The organism is Microcoleus sp. MON1_C5, from assembly GCF_036701875.1.
Classification (GTDB): Bacteria; Cyanobacteriota; Cyanobacteriia; order Cyanobacteriales; family Microcoleaceae; genus Microcoleus.
Window position 1 is genome coordinate 1 of the sequence record NZ_JAUBRN010000053.1, and the last position, 18,967, is coordinate 18,967.

General features: G+C 48.3%; 11 protein-coding genes and 1 pseudogene. 5 read left to right on the top strand and 7 right to left on the bottom strand.

What is annotated here, in order from left to right:
* Together QUA71_RS22170 and QUA71_RS22175 are read right to left on the bottom strand one after the other, a co-directional pair.
* Positions 1 to 250, bottom strand: a pseudogene (locus tag QUA71_RS22170) (IS630 family transposase); the annotation flags it as partial.
* A gap of 293 nt (positions 251 to 543) precedes the next feature.
* Complete coding sequence (locus QUA71_RS22175; protein WP_333288330.1) at positions 544 to 1,560, bottom strand: methyltransferase domain-containing protein; 1,017 nt, start codon at positions 1,558 to 1,560, stop codon at positions 544 to 546.
* 584 nt (positions 1,561 to 2,144) lie between these two features.
* Between QUA71_RS22175 and trxB the strand changes: the two genes are divergently transcribed.
* From trxB to QUA71_RS22190, 3 genes are all read left to right on the top strand, one after another.
* A complete protein-coding gene (gene trxB / locus QUA71_RS22180) occupies positions 2,145 to 3,515 on the top strand; it encodes a thioredoxin-disulfide reductase (RefSeq protein ID WP_333288332.1) in 1,371 nt (456 codons plus the stop codon).
* Between the two features lie 263 nt (positions 3,516 to 3,778).
* Positions 3,779 to 4,663 (top strand): ABC transporter permease, encoded by an 885-nt coding sequence (locus QUA71_RS22185; RefSeq protein WP_190660478.1) that lies wholly within the window; start codon positions 3,779 to 3,781, stop codon positions 4,661 to 4,663.
* A gap of 998 nt (positions 4,664 to 5,661) precedes the next feature.
* Positions 5,662 to 5,826 (top strand): hypothetical protein, encoded by a 165-nt coding sequence (locus QUA71_RS22190; protein ID WP_333288334.1) that lies wholly within the window; start codon positions 5,662 to 5,664, stop codon positions 5,824 to 5,826.
* A 99-nt stretch (positions 5,827 to 5,925) separates the two neighbouring features.
* Here the strand turns inward: QUA71_RS22190 and QUA71_RS22195 are convergent, their stop codons facing one another.
* On the bottom strand, positions 5,926 to 6,222 hold the full coding sequence (locus QUA71_RS22195; protein WP_333288336.1) for a hypothetical protein: 297 nt from the start codon (positions 6,220 to 6,222) through the stop codon (positions 5,926 to 5,928).
* Between the two features lie 289 nt (positions 6,223 to 6,511).
* Between QUA71_RS22195 and rpoD the strand changes: the two genes are divergently transcribed.
* Positions 6,512 to 7,678, top strand: coding sequence for an RNA polymerase sigma factor RpoD (rpoD, locus tag QUA71_RS22200; RefSeq protein WP_333048311.1), 1,167 nt, complete (start codon positions 6,512 to 6,514; stop codon positions 7,676 to 7,678).
* 214 nt (positions 7,679 to 7,892) lie between these two features.
* Here the strand turns inward: rpoD and QUA71_RS22205 are convergent, their stop codons facing one another.
* The 3 genes from QUA71_RS22205 to QUA71_RS22215 all read right to left on the bottom strand — a co-directional run bounded on the left by QUA71_RS22205 (position 7,893) and on the right by QUA71_RS22215 (position 12,402).
* On the bottom strand, positions 7,893 to 8,045 hold the full coding sequence (locus QUA71_RS22205; RefSeq protein WP_333288338.1) for a chlorophyll A-B binding protein: 153 nt from the start codon (positions 8,043 to 8,045) through the stop codon (positions 7,893 to 7,895).
* 125 nt (positions 8,046 to 8,170) lie between these two features.
* Positions 8,171 to 9,604, bottom strand: a complete 1,434-nt coding sequence (locus QUA71_RS22210) for an ABC transporter ATP-binding protein (protein WP_333288340.1) — start codon at positions 9,602 to 9,604, stop codon at positions 8,171 to 8,173.
* Between the two features lie 245 nt (positions 9,605 to 9,849).
* Positions 9,850 to 12,402 carry a DNA topoisomerase (ATP-hydrolyzing) gene (locus QUA71_RS22215; protein ID WP_333288342.1) on the bottom strand — a complete coding sequence of 851 codons (2,553 nt, stop codon included), beginning with the start codon at positions 12,400 to 12,402 and terminating at the stop codon, positions 9,850 to 9,852.
* Positions 12,403 to 13,898: 1,496 nt separating this feature from the next.
* On the opposite strand from QUA71_RS22215, the gene QUA71_RS22220 reads away from it, so the two are divergent.
* The gene (locus QUA71_RS22220) at positions 13,899 to 14,294 is read left to right on the top strand and encodes a response regulator (RefSeq protein WP_006632892.1); all 396 of its coding nucleotides are present in this window, start codon (positions 13,899 to 13,901) and stop codon (positions 14,292 to 14,294) included.
* A gap of 310 nt (positions 14,295 to 14,604) precedes the next feature.
* On the opposite strand, the gene QUA71_RS22225 is transcribed toward QUA71_RS22220, so the two are convergent.
* The gene (locus QUA71_RS22225; RefSeq protein ID WP_333288344.1) at positions 14,605 to 18,888 is read right to left on the bottom strand and encodes a DNA-directed RNA polymerase subunit beta''; all 4,284 of its coding nucleotides are present in this window, start codon (positions 18,886 to 18,888) and stop codon (positions 14,605 to 14,607) included.
* Between the last annotated feature and the right edge of the window lie 79 nt (positions 18,889 to 18,967).

Sequence of the window (18,967 nt, forward strand, 5' to 3'; positions counted from 1 at the left end):
CGGCACCTTGATGTTCATGCCTTTTATCTCCAAGTGATTTTGGACCAATGCGGTTATACCCCCAAACTAGTTCATAAATCCAACTGAGACTGTAACCAGTTATTTGTGAAACCTCTCGGCTACTTCTGCCAGATGCTAATAACCAGATAATTTGGTAATGACTTCTTTCAACCGGGTCTTTTGCTTGACGGTAACGCTGTTCTAGTTCTCCTAACGATAGATGTGGTTCAATGCTAATACGTTTTGGCATTGGTCAGATAGATGCTTTTTACAAAGGGTATACTTAGCTATTTTACTATGGTTGTACTACCGGACATGATATTAAACATCTTGCTTGCTTCCCCGGAGAAGATTATCTACTTCTGATTCTTCCTGACTCTTCCTTCGCGTTTTTCGCGTCTTCGCGGTTCAATCATACTAATTTTTCCGACCCGAAAAAATTAATTAAACAACAAACAGATCGCGCAACGGTAAGGCGCATAGCTGGAAAGACGCGATCGCTCCTATTCTCATTTGAACTGTTATCGGGCGATCGTCCCGTGTCTACAAAGACTCGCACCAAGCACGTTCTGCCGTCCAGTGTCTGTCGGAAGATTCATAAATCCTCAACCCATCCAACCCGGCATTCTGCATCATCTCCTCAACTTCATCCAGCGTAAATGCTGCTTGCAACGAATCGCTGAATAACTGTTTCTGATGCGAGTTGCAATCTCCCGCATAAAGCTTGACTAAATTATCCCTGATTTCCGCTTTTTCCGGCCGCAGCAAATCCCGCAAAAAAATTGCTCCCTGCGGCTTCAACACCCGCTTGACTTCCTGAAAGAAGGGCAGCGGATCGGGCAAATGGTGGATAATGCTGTTGGAAATAACCATATCAAAATAGTTGTCAGGGTAAGGCATTGCCTTAGCATCAATTAATTCGAGATTAATTTGCGATCGCGCGCCCGCCTTTTCCACATTTTCCGCCCCGACTTTCAGCATATTTGCCGACAAATCAATGCAAGTCAATTTCCATGCTGGCCGGAGTTGACAAAGGGCGATCGGAATTCTCGCCGTACCCGTCCCCGCATCCAAAACGTTTCCAAAAACCGGCCCCAAGGCGGCAGCACTCTGAGCAAAAGCAGCATTAACCTCAGCAAAGTCCATCGAATCGTATTCGATCGCCTCTTCCAAGGAATCCATCACTTCCGGTTCCAAAACTCGCTGCATAAAATTTATCTCGTTATCTGGCATTTTCATATAGGGGTTCAGTTTCGCCTGCAAAAGCTCGACTAACTCCGGTTCCATATATTGGTAATTGTCCGGGATTTGCAGGCAAATAAGCTTCTTGCCTTCGAGACTTTCCGGGAATTTGCTGCGGAGTCGATCGCCATGCTTCTTCTCCATCACAAATATCCAATCTGCCCAACCGACAAGACCCTCAGTTACTCTAATTCTTGCACCTTTTTCCGTTCCTGCCGATCGCACGCTGTAGTCACTAATCTTCTGGCATATATTCTCGGCAGTCAAACTTCTCCACTTATTCCGGCTGCACACAAACAATATCTTGATTTTATCCATTCAGACACAAATACAAAATTCTATGTTTATCGTGGCACGGGCGTCCCGCCTGTGCTTCCGAAGCGGTTAAAAAGTTCGATCGAATTCCCCCCCGATATCACCTTCCATAACACAAATCATGTCTTTTGTCAAACCTACCAAATCTCCGTTACAATTCTTAAACCATAAAATGCGGATTTTGCATAAACAATTGGACTTATTACATTTGCAGAGTTCGTTAGTTTGACGAGTTTAAAAGCTTTCAGCATCAAAAACTTTAATTAGTCATAATGCCCCTAGATTGTGAAAATCCTACCACAAGCCTCAAAGCAAGTAAATAGGTAAAATAATTGAGAATGAAGTCAATAATTTTGGTCGTCTTTAGACTTTCTTAAGAATTGAGGGGTCAAAATAGATCGAACATTTAAAACTAAATCGACTTTTAGATTGTTTTTGCTTATTAAAGTAGTTGGAATTGCCCCGAAGACCGATCGACCCTCAAAAATAGATACAGATCGTCGATCGCACAATGGCATCAAACCAAACTCGATCGAACCCTGCTAAAATGAGTAAAACGAAGTCGTTATGAGTTTAAGTAAATAGCTATGACCAACGAAACCGTAGAAAACCTAGTAATTATCGGCTCAGGGCCCGCAGGCTACACCGCAGCAATCTACGCCGGGAGGGCAAACCTGAAACCCGTAGTGTTTGAAGGCTACCAAGCGGGAGGCGTCCCCGGCGGTCAACTGATGACCACCACAGAAGTCGAAAACTTCCCCGGCTTTCCCGAAGGCATCACCGGGCCGGAGCTCATGGATCGGATGAAAGCTCAAGCAGTGCGCTGGGGTGCCGAATTATACACAGAAGATGTAATTTCGGTAGATTTGACCAAGCGTCCGTTTACAGTGCGATCGGAAGACAGAGAAATTAAAACCCACACGATAGTAATCGCTACAGGCGCGACGGCGAAACGGCTGGGGCTGCCTAGCGAACACGTATTTTGGAGTCACGGCATTTCTGCTTGTGCGATTTGCGACGGTGCTACCCCAATTTTTAAGGGAGTAGATTTAGCTGTAATCGGCGCGGGGGACACCGCAGCGGAAGAATCTATTTATTTGACAAAATACGGCTCTCACGTACATATGCTGGTGCGGCGCGATCAAATGCGCGCCAGCAAAGCCATGCAAGACCGAGTGCTGAGCAATCCCAAAATTACCGTTCACTGGAACACCGAAGCAGTTGATATTTTGGGCGAAGCGGGCGGCAAAATGGACGGGGTGAGACTTAGAAATATCGTGACAGGCGCTGAGAGCGATTTGGTGGTGAAAGGATTGTTTTACGCGATCGGTCACACTCCCAACACTCAACTGTTCCAAGGTCAGTTAGAACTCGACGAAGTAGGCTATATCGTTACCAAACACGGTTCGGTAGAAACCAGCGTCGAGGGAGTTTACGCCGTCGGCGACGTACAAGACCACGAGTTTCGCCAAGCCATCACCGCCGCCGGTAGCGGTTGTATGGGGGCGATGCTGGCAGAAAGGTGGCTGTCGTCCAATGGTTTAGCTCAGGAATTCCGCCAAACCGAGGAATCCGAGCAACCCGTCGCAGCGCCGGAAGCTCAAAAAGTACGCAAAACCAGCGCGAACTTTGATATCCAAGACACGCGCCACGAAGGAGGTTATGCTTTGCGGAAGTTGTTCCACGATAGCGATCGACTGATTGTGGTTAAATATGCCTCTCCGAGTTGCGGCCCTTGCCACAGCCTCAAGCCGATTTTGAACAAAGTAGTAGATGAGTTCGAGGGCAAAATCCACTACGTGGAAATTGACATCGAAGAAGATCCAGAAATTGCTGAAAATGCTGGCGTGATTGGTACACCGACGATTCAGTATTTCAAAGACAAAGATATGGTGGCTGAGCTCAAGGGAGTTAAGCCGAAAAGCCAGTACCGCGAGTTAATTGCCAGTAATTTGTAGGAAGTCGATCGATTTTAGATTTGAGATTCGCCAAGGGAGATTTAACCTAAACTCGACTTGCGTCCCGCCTGCCAAAAACCCGGTTTCTCTCCTGCACGCCAGTCCCGTGCAGGGGAGAAACCGATTTTTTTTAACCCCATCGCGCAAAAAAACCCGGTTTGTCGCAGTGTTTGGCGAATGAGAAAGAGGATTTTTGACTGTTCCGGGTTTTTTCGCCTGAGTGCTACTAAAATCGAAAAGTCTTATATAGGTCGATCGTCATTATGGCTCAAAGCCGCCTCCGACTGCCGCGATTTCTCAACAGTGCCTCGCCCTCAAGCCTGTCAATGAAAATGATGTGGGCAGGTTTGACAATAACTGCCGTGTTTGTATTGGTAGCCATCTTGTCTCCAGCTATGCAAGCTTGGGGATGGCTGCAAAATCCTACCGAGGCTTTGATTAACCCCATCCACGAACCGCCGTCGGCGAATTATTGGTTTGGTACTAGCCGCAGCGGCTACGATGTGTTTTCCCGCACGCTGTTTGCTTCTCGGGCTGCTTGGCAAGTGGTAATTTTAGCCACTGCTTTGAGTTTGTTTATCGGTGTGCCCCTGGGTTTGGTTAGCGGTTATTTGGGCGGTAAGCTCGATCGAGTGTTGTTATTTTTAATGGATACAATTTATACTTTGCCGGGGCTGCTGCTTTCTTTGACCCTAGCGTTTGTAGTGGGAAAAGGAGTTTTGAATGCTGCGATCGCCCTGAGCATTTCCTACATCCCTCAATACTACCGCGTCGTCAGGAATCACACCGTCAGCGTCAAAACAGAATTGTTTGTCGAAGCCGCGCGAGCAATGGGTGCTGACACTTGGACAGTGCTTTCGCGCTACCTGTTTCTGAATGTAATTCAGAGCGTACCTGTGCTGTTTGCGCTCAACGCTGCCGATGCAATTTTAACATTAGGAGGTTTGGGATTTCTCGGATTAGGACTTCCCGAAGCAACTCCTGAATGGGGACACGACTTGCGTTTAGCTTTAGATGCGCTACCTACTGGCATTTGGTGGACGGCTTTGTTTCCCGGTTTGGCGATGACTTTAATGGTGGTGGGACTGTCTTTGGTGGGGGAAGGATTAAACGAGTTTGTGAACCCTCGCCTGCGGAATCAGCAGTAATTTGTCTCGCGGTTACATTAAGTTCGCAGTCAGGACTTTAGTGCTTATTCACAAATATACAAAAAACTGAAGTCCTGACTACAAACAGGCGCTATAAAGAGATCGTAATATCGGCCAGATTAATTACTCAATCTTTCTCTCCAGAAGGTGAATTCTTTCTAATAAACCTTCGTTGGGTTGTCTATATAGATACGGAGCTGAAATTTTTCTTGATAGCTTCATTCCCTCAAGGTCAAGCCACATAATTTAAACCCGAGTAGAGGATAAAGCAAGGCTCTGTGCTTTCTGATGACACGCTGTAAATAATAACAAAATTTTGAGCATCGCACCAACTTCCTACCGTTCCACTGCTTTAAGTGTATCCTGCAGCTTATGCCTTCTCTAACAATAACAAGCACATCGCTAACTGGGTAAATTTTTCTTCCCTGGCAGAGTTATCGTCGGCCGACTGTTGCAGCAACGCCCGCTGTGGCTTTTGTTTCGTCTGCTTGAAATTATCAAGACAATTCGGGAATGCTACCTAAAATTGATTGAGGGGCTTTATCGCATCTTCATACTGTCACGATATATTTAAAGGAATCGTGAAGTTATACTTCCGGGAGATGGCAAATTGTGTTGTTTGTGAGTATGTAAGAGCGCGCAAGTGCGAACCGAAAGCCAAAAAATTTAGAGAAATCCGCAGCCGAGAGTTGCGCGGCGGGTTAACTCTCAGTAGAATTTATCCTGGTGGTTTTTGCCACTGACGCGACAAACTCGTGTAGAACTGCTTAAATAAGAATGTGACGTTAAGAACTTAATGTGATTTAACATCAAAATTAAACCCAATTTCTGAGATTTGAGCTAACTTAACAATGAAAGCCCCTGTTGCATTACTCAACCCGCAACGCTTCATTGGGGGTCAGAGTCGGTCTCTAATCCAGAGTTGCCGGCTTAAAACTAAAGCTACGAGCTTTATTCAATCGCAGATTGCGTATGATTCAATTCAGGGAAACAGGGTAATGATGGGTGTATCTACACGGATGGTATTGGTTCCAATTTGGGCAACTCAAAAATTGTCTGCTAACTGTCTGGCCAACTACGCCGCAGCCGTTCACCCAGATATACGCAGAAAACAGCGCCGTTCGATCGTGCCAAAGTTTTTGCGGGTCGTTCTCAGGATTTAGCAGAGCCGGACATAAGTTAGTATTGTCAAGCTAAGCTGACAGAGTTTTCCTAGTTCTTGACCAACAATGGAAAACAACTTCCATTTTTTGTGAGAAAGGCTACAATCGGGAAGGTCTTTGCAAGATCCGATTCTCCCGGTTTGGTGCTTCAACCCTCTGCTGTTGCATTTGAGGCAGCAGACCAACATCCAAGGTGGCGAAAATTTGCCGCGCAACTGTCATGTCCGACAACCCGAGTAAAGCAAGGCGAATCAAAAGTTCGACACCTCGAATACAAAAGTTAGAGGGTTCCGTGCGGGAAAACTTGTACGGGTAAAAACTCGAAGTACCGAGTAAAAAAGCCAGTATTTTTGGAAGTGCGATCGATCGTAGTTCATGGTTTGTTTCTCTGGGCAAGATATTGCAGATGATGTGGTAACTCGCTCCGAAAGAAAAAGCCGCCAGCTCAATTTAAGGTCGCCATGTTAAAATCTGCGATCGATTGAATGCGCTGCCTGCTTCAAACCCGAACTCGAACTTTGACTCATAAAACTGGTGCAGTTTCGGTAACAGATTCAGCTAGCAGACCGAAAATCCCACTATTTTTTCCTGCGGGAATGTCAATACTGGCTAACTTGTCTAAACTACAAACAGACACTATTCCACTCTTATTTATTCTTTAATTCAGGAGCATGAGGAAGACGGCATGATCCAGGCTAACACCGTACTCGAAACCACAATTACACCGGAAATGGAAACAATCGAGTTGCTTCGGAGCGCCGAAAGCGTTCTACCTGAGAGCGAGTTAGAACTCTTTATCGACGAAGAAGACGATCGCGAAGAATTCTTAGACTCTCAATCTGAGGAAGACCCTAAATCTGGCAAAGGCGCCAAAGCCCGCCGTCGGGCACAGGCAAAGAAAAAGCATTATACTGAAGACTCTATTCGTCTTTACCTGCAAGAAATCGGTCGGATTCGACTGCTGCGAGCTGACGAAGAGATTGAACTAGCGCGCAAGATTGCAGATTTGCTGGAATTAGAGCGAGTTCGAGAACAACTGCTCGAAGAGTATAACCGCGAACCCAAAGACAGCGAATGGGCTAATGCTGTAGATATGGCACTTCCTGCATTCCGTCACCGACTCCACGTCGGCCGTCGGGCTAAGGAAAAAATGGTGCAATCAAACCTGCGTTTGGTGGTGTCGATCGCCAAAAAATACATGAATCGCGGTTTGTCTTTCCAAGATTTGATTCAGGAAGGCTCTTTGGGTCTGATCCGGGCTGCTGAAAAATTCGATCACGAAAAAGGCTACAAGTTTTCTACCTACGCAACTTGGTGGATACGTCAAGCCATCACCCGGGCAATTGCCGACCAATCGCGCACTATCCGCCTGCCGGTTCACCTTTACGAAACCATTTCGCGGATCAAGAAAACTACCAAACTCTTGTCTCAGGAAATGGGTCGCAAGCCTACGGAAGAAGAAATTGCTACCCGCATGGAGATGACGATCGAGAAGTTGCGGTTCATTGCTAAGTCCGCACAGTTGCCTATCTCTTTAGAAACTCCGATCGGCAAAGAGGAAGACTCACGTTTGGGAGATTTTATTGAATCAGACGGGGAAACACCAGAAGATCAAGTCTCCAAAAACTTGCTCAGAGAAGACTTGGAAAGCGTTTTGGATACTCTCAGCCCCCGAGAACGGGATGTACTGCGGCTGCGTTACGGCTTAGATGATGGACGGATGAAGACCTTGGAGGAAATTGGTCAAATCTTTAACGTCACTCGTGAGCGGATTCGCCAAATCGAGGCTAAAGCCCTGCGGAAGTTGCGCCATCCCAACCGCAACAGCATCTTAAAAGAATATATCCGCTAGAGTAATTTGCTAGCATCACCCAAAAGAGTGATTCGCACTGTTGTTTTTGGGGGGGAGACCCCCCGCCCCGGTTTGAGCTATAGCTGTTAAGTTTTGGGCAGCTAACTGCCCGGAGCTAGTGGCTATTTGCTGCCCAAATTGCGCTGCCAAAATTTAGGGAGTCCGTTACGGAACTCCCAAGCTTTGCAGTGTCACAAAAGTCTTAACTAGAAAATTACATCACGCCCCAAAAGTGAAGCAGGCCTTCACCAGAAACCAATTCGATGATGACAGCGGCAGAGAAACCAATCATCGCCAAACGACCGTTCCAATTTTCGGCTCCCTCGCTGAAGCCCCAGTTCCAAGCGTTGCGTTTTTGTTCTTGCATAGTGCGAACTCCTTTCGTTAACTTGTGTAAGGCTTATGTAAATAAATATAACATTCCTTGATACAAATGCAAGCTTGTGATTGGTGATATCTGTCACAACGGTCGATCGACCTTGATGATTTTACCTAACGAGGAAAAATAGCCAACTCGGTATCAGGGTCGAACAAGTGAATTTTGTCATGGGCGATGGCCAACCAAAGCTCCTCGCCAACTCGGATCGATCGCTCAGGAGGAACCCGCACTTGCATTCGCACCGCCGGATCATCCGTCAAACAAACCCCCAAATAAGTTTCGTGTCCCAAAGCCTCTACAATTTCCACTTGTACCGAAAGATTTTTGGTAGCCGGAGGGTTAATACTCAGATGTTCCGGCCGAATTCCCAAAATTAGCCCTCGCCCGTCATATTGTTGTAGACTTTTTGCCCAAATATCGGGTAAAGTAAAGCGAAATTGCGGGTGAGAAATCAACAGCGGAGCACTAAATTCAACCGACAAAAAATTCATCGGCGGAGAACCGATAAACTCAGCAACAAACAAATTAGCCGGCTTGTTGTAAAGCTCTAGAGGTTGAGCTACTTGCTGAAGCTGGCCTCTATTCATAAGAGCAATTCGATGGCCCATTGTCATGGCCTCAGTTTGGTCGTGAGTCACATAAATAGTTGTAGTTCGCAACTGTCGCTGCAACTGCACAATTTGCGATCGAGTTTCCGCCCTCAATTTCGCATCAAGATTAGATAGCGGTTCGTCCATCAAAAAAACTTCAGGATTCCTAGCCATCGCCCTACCCAAAGCTACCCGCTGCTTTTGCCCTCCCGAAAGTTGTTTTGGCAAGCGATTTAAAAGAGATTCTATTTGCAATAATTCAGCTACCTCTCGCACTCGTTTTCCTACAGCCTTTTCCCGTTCCGACAAATAGCGCAAACCCGGAGGCAACTTGCGAGTAGCTCCTCCTAAAAAATCCTCAAACAAAGGGTAAATTAGAGGATTTTTAAAAGAATTAGAAGCTAAATCATTAATAACTTCTTCTATCTTATTCCTAATTTTTTCTATCTTCGCGAGGCTTCCTTCTTCTCCTTGTATCTTCCCCCTTATCCCTTCTACTTTCTTCCCTCTTCCTTCTTCCGTCTTCCCTCTTCCTTCTTCCCTCTTCCTTCTGCCTTCTTCTTTCTCCCTTTCCGAGCGGCGCAATCCAAAGGCGAGATTATCGTAAACTGTTAAGTGAGGATAGAGAGCATAATTTTGAAATACCATAGCGATATTTCGGTCTTTAGGAGGCAAATCGTTAACCAGCCGATCGCCAACCCAAATATTGCCGGCAGTCAAAACTTCCAAACCGGCGATCGATCGCAGCAAAGTGCTTTTTCCGCAGCCAGAAGGCCCCACCAACACCATGAATTCCCCGTCTTCGACCGTTAAGTTAATGCGCCGCAAAACGCTGTTAGACGAAGGGCGATCGGCTAGAGGCGAGACACTTTCTGCGACGGTGTTTCCTTCTTTTTCCTGTTCTCCTTGGCGGAGCGGAAAACTTTTGTAGATATTTTCTAATACAACTTGCGCCATTAAACAATTTTAGGTTTTAGATTTTAGATTGGGCATGGGGTATGGGGCATGGGGCATTGGTAATTAGGGCATTCAAGGAAGCAGGAAGTTCGGCAACGAGCAGTATACGGGATTTAAATGATTTAACGGATCGATGTTGAATTCAGAAGTCAGAGGTCAGAAATCAGATTAATTCCCAATGCCCAATGCTCAATGCCCCATGCCCAATGCCCAATGCCCAATGCCCAATGCCCAATGCCCAATGACTATTGACTGCTGATAACTTTGATAATTTTTTCACCTGGATTGAGGTCAAAAACTCGATCGCCCGCAGCATCTTTCCCCCAAAAAGCTATAGCATCAATAGCCGATCGCAGCATACGGCCTGAATTAGTAAAAAGTTTGACATCCGTACCCGGAACCGCCTGCAGCAAGCCAACTAAAGCATCTTTAGGCTCTGAGAAACGAAAAGCTTGAGTGCCAATTTCGCCCCGGTTAGTAAGTCTGACAGAACCAGCAGGCATTCGTTTTGCCCAACCCAACTCGGAAAATAGCACCAGACTGTCGTTCGGGTCCAGAGTGATGCAACCCACCAACTCTTCCTGCTTCCGCAACCTGGTTACTTGAGAGCCCTGGGCCGCGCGGCCCATTGGCGGCAGTTGTTCATCATCAATCTCAAACCGGAGGACTCGGCCTCCTGAAGTTGCGATCGCCACTTGCTCGCCGACTTTAGCCAGACTCGCACAGCGCAGCCGATCGTCCTCCTTGAGTTTAACAACAGTAACGCCACGATTAGTCAAATCAGCAAATTCCTGCATCGGCAAGCGCTTAATTTTCCCTTGCTGAGTCAGAGTTACTAAATCTGCTGCTTCCGAATTTTCCGGCAAAATAAAGTGTGCCACTGTGATTTCCGACAAAGCGCGACCGGCACTTTCTTTAGTAGCACTCGGCGACAACAAACTAACGATCGGCGTTCCCCGGTCTTTGGCGCTACTACTAGGAATATCGGCCACTTTCAGCGGGTAAGCTTTGCCGTTAGGAGTTAAGACGACCAAAGTGCGATCGGTTTTCGTCAGATTTGCCGTCACAATAAAATCTTCATTTTTTTCTAAAGCTGAAACCGATTTTTCGCGACTTTTCGAGCGCGGTCGTTCCCCAGCCGGCAAGCGTCGCACGTACTGCTTGTGCGAAAATTCAACAATAGTTTCCTCTGCCTCTACAACTGGCAATAAGTTAGGCTGAATCGTTGCCGGCGACAACTGCTTCACAGCAGAATTTTTCTTACCAGAAAATTGGGGTTCGGCGTTTGCTGCGCGTGCAGTTCCATTAGCGAATTTAGTGCGGCGGGGGTCAGCGTACTTGCGTTTGAGCGAGCGAAATTCCTTCTTTAAAGCCTTCAAAAGTTCGCGCCTGTCGCTCAACAACCGCTGCAATTCTTGAATATTAGCCATCAACTCATCAAACTCAGACTGCAAATTTTGCCTTTCCAAACCAGTCAGCCTCCGCATAGGCATCGCTAAAATCGCATCAGCTTGACTTTCGCTCAAATTGAGGCGAACTTGCAAAGTTTGCTTAGCAGTAGAGCCGTCAGGAGAATTTCTGAGAATGTCGATCGCTGTATCGAGATTTGTCAAAGCCAACATTAAGCCTTGGACAATATGACAGCGGCGTTCAGCAGCCTGCAACTCGTAATTGTAGCGGCGGGTAAGAGTCACTTCCCGGAAATCCAGAAATTCCTGCAACAATTGTCTGAGCGTTAACTGTCGCGGTTGACCGTTGACAATTGCCAGCAAAATCGCCCCAAAATTTGTTTGCAGGTCAGTTTGTTGGTAAAGGCGAGCCAGAACCCCTTCTGGGGAAAATTCCCGCTTGAGTTCAATCACCACTCGAATGCCTTCGCGATCGCTCTCGTCACGCAAATCAGAAATACCGTCGAGGCGGCCAGCATTGACCAACTCCGCCACCTTTTCAATCCAAGCCGCCTTATTTACCTGAAACGGAAACTCCGTCACCACGATCGCCGTTTTAGTACGCACCTTGCGATTACCTGGCACTTCTTCCACCCCGGCCACACCCCTGACCGCAATGCTGCCTCGACCCTTAGTGTAGGCGTCAACAATGCCCTCTGTAGCGACGATTTCCCCTCCGGTTGGAAAATCAGGACCCGGAATCAGTTCTATCAACTTCTCGTCGGATAGTTCCGGGTTTTCAATCAAAGCAATTAAACCGTCTACCACCTCCCCCAAATTGTGCGGCGGGATATTAGTTGCCATCCCCACAGCAATGCCAGCACAGCCGTTGAGTAACAGAAACGGCAACTGAGCAGGCAGCGCCGTCGGTTCCTGCTGCGAACTGTCAAAGTTACCAGTAAAATCAACAGTTGCCTCGCCGACTTGGGTTAGCATAGCTTCGTGGGCGATCGGCGCTAGCCTCGTTTCCGTATAGCGCATAGCAGCCGCCGGATCGTTGTCCACCGAACCGAAATTGCCGTGACCCGCCAGTAAAGGATAACGGCTCGAAAACTCCTGAACCATGCGTACCAGAGCGTCGTAAACCGATTGGTCGCCGTGGGGGTGATATTTTCCCAAAACATCTCCAACTACCCGGGCGCACTTACGGTAAGGTCGGTCTGGCGTCAGACCGAGTTCGTGCATCGCATATAAAATTCGACGGTGAACTGGTTTTAAACCGTCGCGGACATCAGGCAAAGCTCGCCCGACGATCACACTCATGGCATATTCGAGGTACGATTGCTGCATCTCGGCGTGCAGAGGCGTAGAAATTACTTGCCCGGAAAGTAGGTTGAGTTGTTTAGCCATGAGTCCTTGTGTCCGTTAATTCCTGAGTGAAAACAGCCTCTGTCAATAATGCCGAGGTTCCCTGTCTCGATTTAAAAGCCTTTGCCGCAGGCGAACCGAAAGTTCGATCCAACCGCCCAGTTGAAGAATAAAAATAAACTTAACTTGTGAAAACAGAATCAGAGTCCCGAAGACGGGCAACACTTGCCTGTTACTCTCCACTCTTACCCTAACCTCTATGTTGCCTTCATTTGCGCCTACCTGTCTATTTACCTTCTGCTGTGAGAAGGTTGATTCACAGGAGAACACGGAATGCCAGAAACTCAGAACGTAGTGAGGCTGTAGCTCTTCCTAGGAAAGCATCACGAGGAACTTGAGTCCCCGTCAATCTATGATAGAATTTAATTGCAATTAGGAATAACCATCTACACGAAGAAATATTCTATTCAGGAGAAACCTCAGATTGAGCTAGTCTCGGTACAGCCGTAGCCTGGATCGAGCAGCAATGGTAGAAGATCGAGCTTACCGTATTTTGGCAAGGGTGATGGACTCCGAAAGTATTAAAAAACAAAAGTAAGCGGAAGTGGAATACCTCTGGTACTGGTACTTGTTCTGATCCTGTAGAAACCACTGGACTATGAGTGAAGTCCAAGTTTTGGGCTTATTCAACCATAGAGCGCGGCCGTGACTCGCTGAGAGTGTCAAAAATGCCGATATTGATGAATTCATCAGTCAAAAGCTCTCCTGGCGATATCTCCTAGTCTGACATCCCCTTGATGAACGGAAGCGTCGATATTTTAAGCCGTTTTGAGGGGTTAAAACTGAGAATTAGGAATCTCCAACAAGCCCCGCTAGATTCGCTACTCCGAATGCTGTGGCGACGGGAGTATGTGAATAAACATGGCTTGATTCTAATGAGGGAGAAGGAAAATAATTATCACACATTCCCGAATCTAATACCAGTTTAAAAAATAATGCAACTCTAGATCCGCGATCCAAACCCATATCCAGTCAATCAGTTCCCATCTAAAATCTAAAATCTAAAATCTAAAATCTAAAATCTAAAATCTAAAATGGTAGAAGCCGGAGGCTTGACCGAAAGAGAGGATACTATAGTCCAGGACGCACGGGTAGTCAGAAACCGGGTTTTTTCATAGCAATAGTTCGTTATAGCCCGCCGAAACAATCGAAAACCCGGTTGCGAGGCGTCGTCCATGCGTCCTGGATTGTACTAGAAACCTGCTACCTGAGAATCTTGAGACTCTCACCAGTGTCAGGTCGAGTTATAAAAAAGAACTAAACTGTCTGTGTGTAGTAGTCTAAATGATGGTACTGGATGCTTCTAGGCATCTGTACACCGTCTCACAGCTAGTGGCTCAAGGATATACATACGGGTTTTGCAGGGTTCCCGGCTGATGGCGCTAAAAACTCTGCATTTTTGACGGGGAATGTAGTCCCCGTGTCGTGTTCCTCTTTGGACTAAAGTCACAAAGTTTCTATACTTCCCATATTTATTTATGAAAACCGTTCTGATTGTAGAGGACGATTTGGTTAATGCTCGGGTTTTTTCCAAAATTCTGACTAAGCGGGGGGGCTTAGCCGTGAAGCACACGGAAAATGTTGAAGAGGTGATGCAGATTGCTGCCAACGGCGAAGCGGATTTGATTTTAATGGATGTGTCTCTTTCGCGCAGCGTGTACCAGGGCAAATCTGTGGACGGCATTAAGATTACTCAACTGCTTAAAGCTGACCCGCAAACTGCCTCGCTGCCGATTATTTTGGTGACTGCTCACGCGATGGCTGGTGATAAAGAAACATTTCTAGATCAAAGCGGTGCCGACGGTTACATCTCTAAACCTGTGGTAGACCATCAAGAGTTTGTTAATCAAATCAAGGCTTTGCTGCCTGATTGAGTGAACCATATATGCAGAAGGAATAAGAAGGAAGAAGGAAAAAGGAAGCAGGAAGAAAGAATTGTTTGTGTGAACCAACAAACAATTAAAACTCTAGAATTACAAGGTTTTCTTGAACTCTAAATCTTCCTTCTTCCTTCTTCCTTTCGATGTCCCATAGCACAATGCTATGAGTTCGGACTTGGAATTTGTGAGAAAAAATTTGAGCTTATTTAACTCATGAAATCGGAGTGTGCGTTGTGGCGAGGAACCAACTTATCCTCAGCGAACACAACGCTGTTCACTCATTCATGCAAGCTCAAAACTATGATTAGTCTTCGTCCTCATCGAAGTCAAAACCGATATCATCATCATCGTCAACATCAGGTCCCAAGGCATCATCATCAGTCTCAGCGACAAACTCGTCCTCATCAACCTCAACTTCCTCAAAATCCTCATCAGGCTCAAGATCTGAGCCGCGCCCGATCTCAAAACCGCTCTCGATCGTATACGCGCGACGCGCCGTACGGTCATCAAGTACCACATCCTCCTGTAAATCGTGGATGTCGTCATCAAACACAGCACCATCAAAACCCGCATCCTGGACCCCAGCATCCTCATAGGCATTGAACCCAGTACCCGCAGGAATCAGGCGGCCGATAATCACATTTTCCTTCAGCCCCCGCAGCCAGTCAGACTTACCTTCGATCGCAGCCTCAGTCAACACCCGCGTAGTCTCCTGGAACGAAGCAGCGGAAATAAAGCTATCAGTATTCAGCGAAGCCTTAGTAATCCCCAGCAACACCGGAGTATAATCCGCCGGCGCTCCACCAGTAATTGACATCGCCTCATTAACCTGCTCAACCTGCCGCAATTCTACCAACTCGCCCGGGAGCATAGTAGTATCGCCACCATCTTCCATCCTGACTTTGTTGGTCATCTGGCGAACGATGACCTCGATGTGCTTATCAGAAATATCCACGCCCTGAGACTGATAAACCGACTGCACCTCATTCACCAAAAACGTCTGCACCTGTTGGAAACTCTCCAAAGCAGCCTCAAAAGTAGACTGCCGCTCCTTGAGCACGTGGAAGAACACCTCCAGAATTTCGTGAGGATTGGCGGGCCCATCGGTCAAAGCTTCGGCGACGCCTACGCGCTGTCCGTCGGAAACGATCGGGTTTTGACCAGGCAACAAAGGATACTCCTCAATCCGGCCATCATCCTCAATCACCGCAAGTTCCACAACATCGTCATCCGTAACCACGCGAGCCGTCCCCGGCCGCTTGGCTAAAATACAAGCTTCCTTCGGCTTCCGCCCTTCAAGAAGTTCCTCAATCCGTGGCAAACCCTGAATGATATCCCCAGTCTTTGCCCGCTCAAACACCAGAATCACCAAATTGTCACCCCGCTGCACCAAGTCGCCGTCGTCTACGTGCAGCACAGCACCGGCCGAAACCCGGTAAGGACGAGCCACCCTGAGCAAGAGTTTCGCCGATTCTGTCTCCGACGCAGGTACAACCTTCACAACTTGACCGGACTCTTCGAGAACAACCCCCGGAGCTATTTCGGTACCAGCCACCAGCAGTTGACCCGGACTCACATCCGGCGTACCCGCCACAGAGATCGAAATAGAATCGGCATCTCGCATCACCAACAGTCGGCGCACTGGTTCGCCATGCCCCTCACGGATGCCCCGAACGATGCCCGCTTCTTTGCAGAGAATCTCCGTGCGGGCGACTACTGCCCCGGGCGCGATCGACTGCCCATCTTCGACCAACAGCCGCGTGTGAGTGCTGCCCTGAGTCGGATCTGCAGACACATCCCGCCGAATCACCAGCGATTCCAAAATGACTAGCTGCAAGCGGAAAGTCTTTGAAGCTCGATCGCCCCCATCAGCCACAGCCATCGCCAACTCTTGCGACGCACTAGCGTCTTCAGGCGAACCCCAAGCCGGGCCCGAACCGTCCGCCCCAAAAGCCGTAGCATCCTCCTCATCCGGCAGCAGCTCGATATCCGCCGCCAGTTGCGGAGCTCCCGAACCAATTTCCAAGATAAGCTGAGTCCGCAGCAGTTCCAATCCCTCGACTGATTTGACGCGCTCCCCATCCTTATAAGGAAGTCGCTGCACCGCTTTCAAAGAGATCGACTCATTCAGCGCCGTCTGAGAAGGCACAGGTGGCTTATCCGGCACCGGAAACTCCACCACAGGCCGCAGCAGCAAAGCCGGGCCCTCGGGAGTTTCGATATACTCCGCATAGCCCAACTCTTCGGCAACCAAGCCTGGGAAAATTTCTTCACCGGCGTTGACGATTTGACCTTCCCCAAATGTTAGCGGCGGGCGGTCAACTACATGGAGTGTGCCCGGTTTGATCACAATTTCCCGGAGGATGTCATTTTTCTGAGTGATTTCCACTGCCCCGCTGGTTTGGCAGAAAATATCCTTAACCACCTCAGTACCGGCCTCAACGTACTGGCCATCTTCCACCAGCAGCAATGAAATATCTTTATTTACCTCGTGGCACTCTTCCGGTATCCAGAGCAGAGTCCCGCCTTTAACGACTTCGTAGCCAAGTTTAGCTTTGCCGCGCTTGTGGACTTCCACCCCACCGTACTTGACAATGCCCCCTGTAGCTGTGCGGTAGCTGTCGTCGAGCAGTTCGGCGACGACTTCCCCGTTGATGACTTTGCTCCCGGGAGCCGTCTTTAGGGAAAACCGCTGCTTAGAAGATGTTTCGATGGTGTAGTGGTCGCGGCCGCCTGCGCTTTCTGCCCGCACGACTGCTTGGTCGAGCAGGACTTGGGCGGTGATAATTTCAATTTCTCTGGGGTCAGCGATGCGGACTACGCCACCGTGTTCAGAGATGAGTTTGGTTTCGGCAATTACGCTTTCGGCCGGAATGCGATCGCCATTTTTCACTGCAGGTTCGGCACCAGGGGGCAAGTTGTAGACCTCTCCTGAGAGAATCCAAATCAGTCCGCCTTTGCTGGCTGTGCGGGTTGTGTTCCCTTGGCGGTCGGTTTTTTCTTCAGGCACCAAATCAGCAAATTTGGCTTCTCCGGCTAAGTCGGAAGCCACGTCTGTAGTCACTTTTTCAGTGGTTTTGCGGGCGGCGCGACCGACGATCGGCACTTCTGCCAAAACTTGACCGGGAATGGCGCGCTGTCCGTCTTTGACCATCAGAGTAGAACCCTGGACGATCGCCAATTCGATTTTCAGTTTTTGATTTTTGGCGCCTGATTTCCCTTCTTCAAAGCCGTCGCCTTCAAATACAAGTTTGCCGTTGTTTTCTGCCACCAGCGCTTCTTCGCCGTGTCTGGTGCGGAAGGAGCGAGTACGCAAGTTCTTGAATTTCACTACGCCCGGGAAGGGTGCGCGTTCTTGTTTCGCGACTTCTCCAGTGAATACGCCCCCGGTGTGGAAGGTACGCATGGTGAGCTGGGTTCCCGGTTCCCCGATCGACTGAGCTGCAATAATCCCGATCGCTTCTCCCATGTCCACCATTTTCAAGTGGGCGAGACTCCAGCCATAGCAGTGCTGACAAACCGATCGCGTAGATTCGCAAGTCAGGGGCGATCGTAAATACACCTCTGCCACCCCAGAATTACCAATTTCCGTCGCCAACTCCTCGGTAATTGGCTGATTTCGCACGGCTTTTTCGCTGCCGTAAGACACGATTTCCCCGGTTTTGGGGTGCACCACATCTTTGGCGAACACCCGCCCTAGCAGCCTGTCCTTGAGGGGAATCAGCACTGTTGCTCCGTCCGTCATCGGCCGTACTCGAATTCCCCGCTGAGTGCCGCAGTCCACTTCCCGCACAATTACGTCTTGGGACACATCCACCAAACGGCGAGTCAAATAGCCAGAGTCTGCCGTCCGCAAAGCTGTATCTACCAAGCCTTTGCGCGCGCCGTAGGAAGAGATGATGTATTCGGTGACGGTGAGTCCTTCGCGGAAGTTGGTTTTAATTGGCAAGTCGATGATTTCTCCTTGGGGGTCAGCCATCAATCCGCGCATTCCGACTAGCTGCCGCACTTGAGAAATGTTTCCCCGCGCCCCGGAGAATGCCATCATGTAGACCGAGTTTAGGGGGTCTGTGGCTCGGAAGTTTTTGACTACTTCGTCTTTGAGGTCTTCTGATGTGCTGTTCCAGGTATCGATTACTTTTTGGAAGCGTTCGACTTCGGTGATTTCGCCTCTGGTGTATTTTTGTTCGGTGATGCGGATTTCTTCTTCGGCGGCATCGAGGAGCGATCGTTTTGACGGGGGCACTTGCAAATCGTCTACGCTAATCGAAACTCCCGCTCGTGTCGCAAAGCGGAAACCCAAGTCTTTGAGTTTATCGGCCATTTGCGCTGTACGGGCCGTTCCGTAGTGCATGAAAGACCAAGAGATTAATTTTTTGAGCTGACCTTTGTCAACAACTCGATTGCGAAAAACAATTTCCTTATTTTCTGTCATTTTTCTGAGTAGTGGTAATTGGTAACTTTTACTGGCCTTCGACTTCGGTTCCTGAGCGAATCCGAAGGATGGAGGAACCGCGTAGCCGAAGTATTGGTAATTGGTAATTGGTAATTGGTAATTGATAAGTAGAGTGGCGGGAAAAAACAACAAGCCTTTTGTAGGGGGTTGGTTTAGCGTATAAGGAAGAGAGCTAAGCTAGGAGATAAATGCACTCCCCTGCCCTTCCCAC

Excerpts from the sequence above, each read along its gene's own strand:
- trxB (WP_333288332.1), top strand. The coding sequence starts at position 2,145 with ATGACCAACGAAACCGTAGAAAACCTAGTAATTATCGGCTCAGGGCCC.
- QUA71_RS22205 (WP_333288338.1), bottom strand. The coding sequence starts at position 8,045 with ATGCAAGAACAAAAACGCAACGCTTGGAACTGGGGCTTCAGCGAGGGA.
- QUA71_RS22185 (WP_190660478.1), top strand. The coding sequence starts at position 3,779 with ATGGCTCAAAGCCGCCTCCGACTGCCGCGATTTCTCAACAGTGCCTCG.
- QUA71_RS22190 (WP_333288334.1), top strand. The coding sequence starts at position 5,662 with ATGATGGGTGTATCTACACGGATGGTATTGGTTCCAATTTGGGCAACT.
- QUA71_RS22210 (WP_333288340.1), bottom strand. The coding sequence starts at position 9,604 with ATGGCGCAAGTTGTATTAGAAAATATCTACAAAAGTTTTCCGCTCCGC.
- QUA71_RS22215 (WP_333288342.1), bottom strand. The coding sequence starts at position 12,402 with ATGGCTAAACAACTCAACCTACTTTCCGGGCAAGTAATTTCTACGCCT.
- QUA71_RS22175 (WP_333288330.1), bottom strand. The coding sequence starts at position 1,560 with ATGGATAAAATCAAGATATTGTTTGTGTGCAGCCGGAATAAGTGGAGA.
- rpoD (WP_333048311.1), top strand. The coding sequence starts at position 6,512 with ATGATCCAGGCTAACACCGTACTCGAAACCACAATTACACCGGAAATG.
- QUA71_RS22220 (WP_006632892.1), top strand. The coding sequence starts at position 13,899 with ATGAAAACCGTTCTGATTGTAGAGGACGATTTGGTTAATGCTCGGGTT.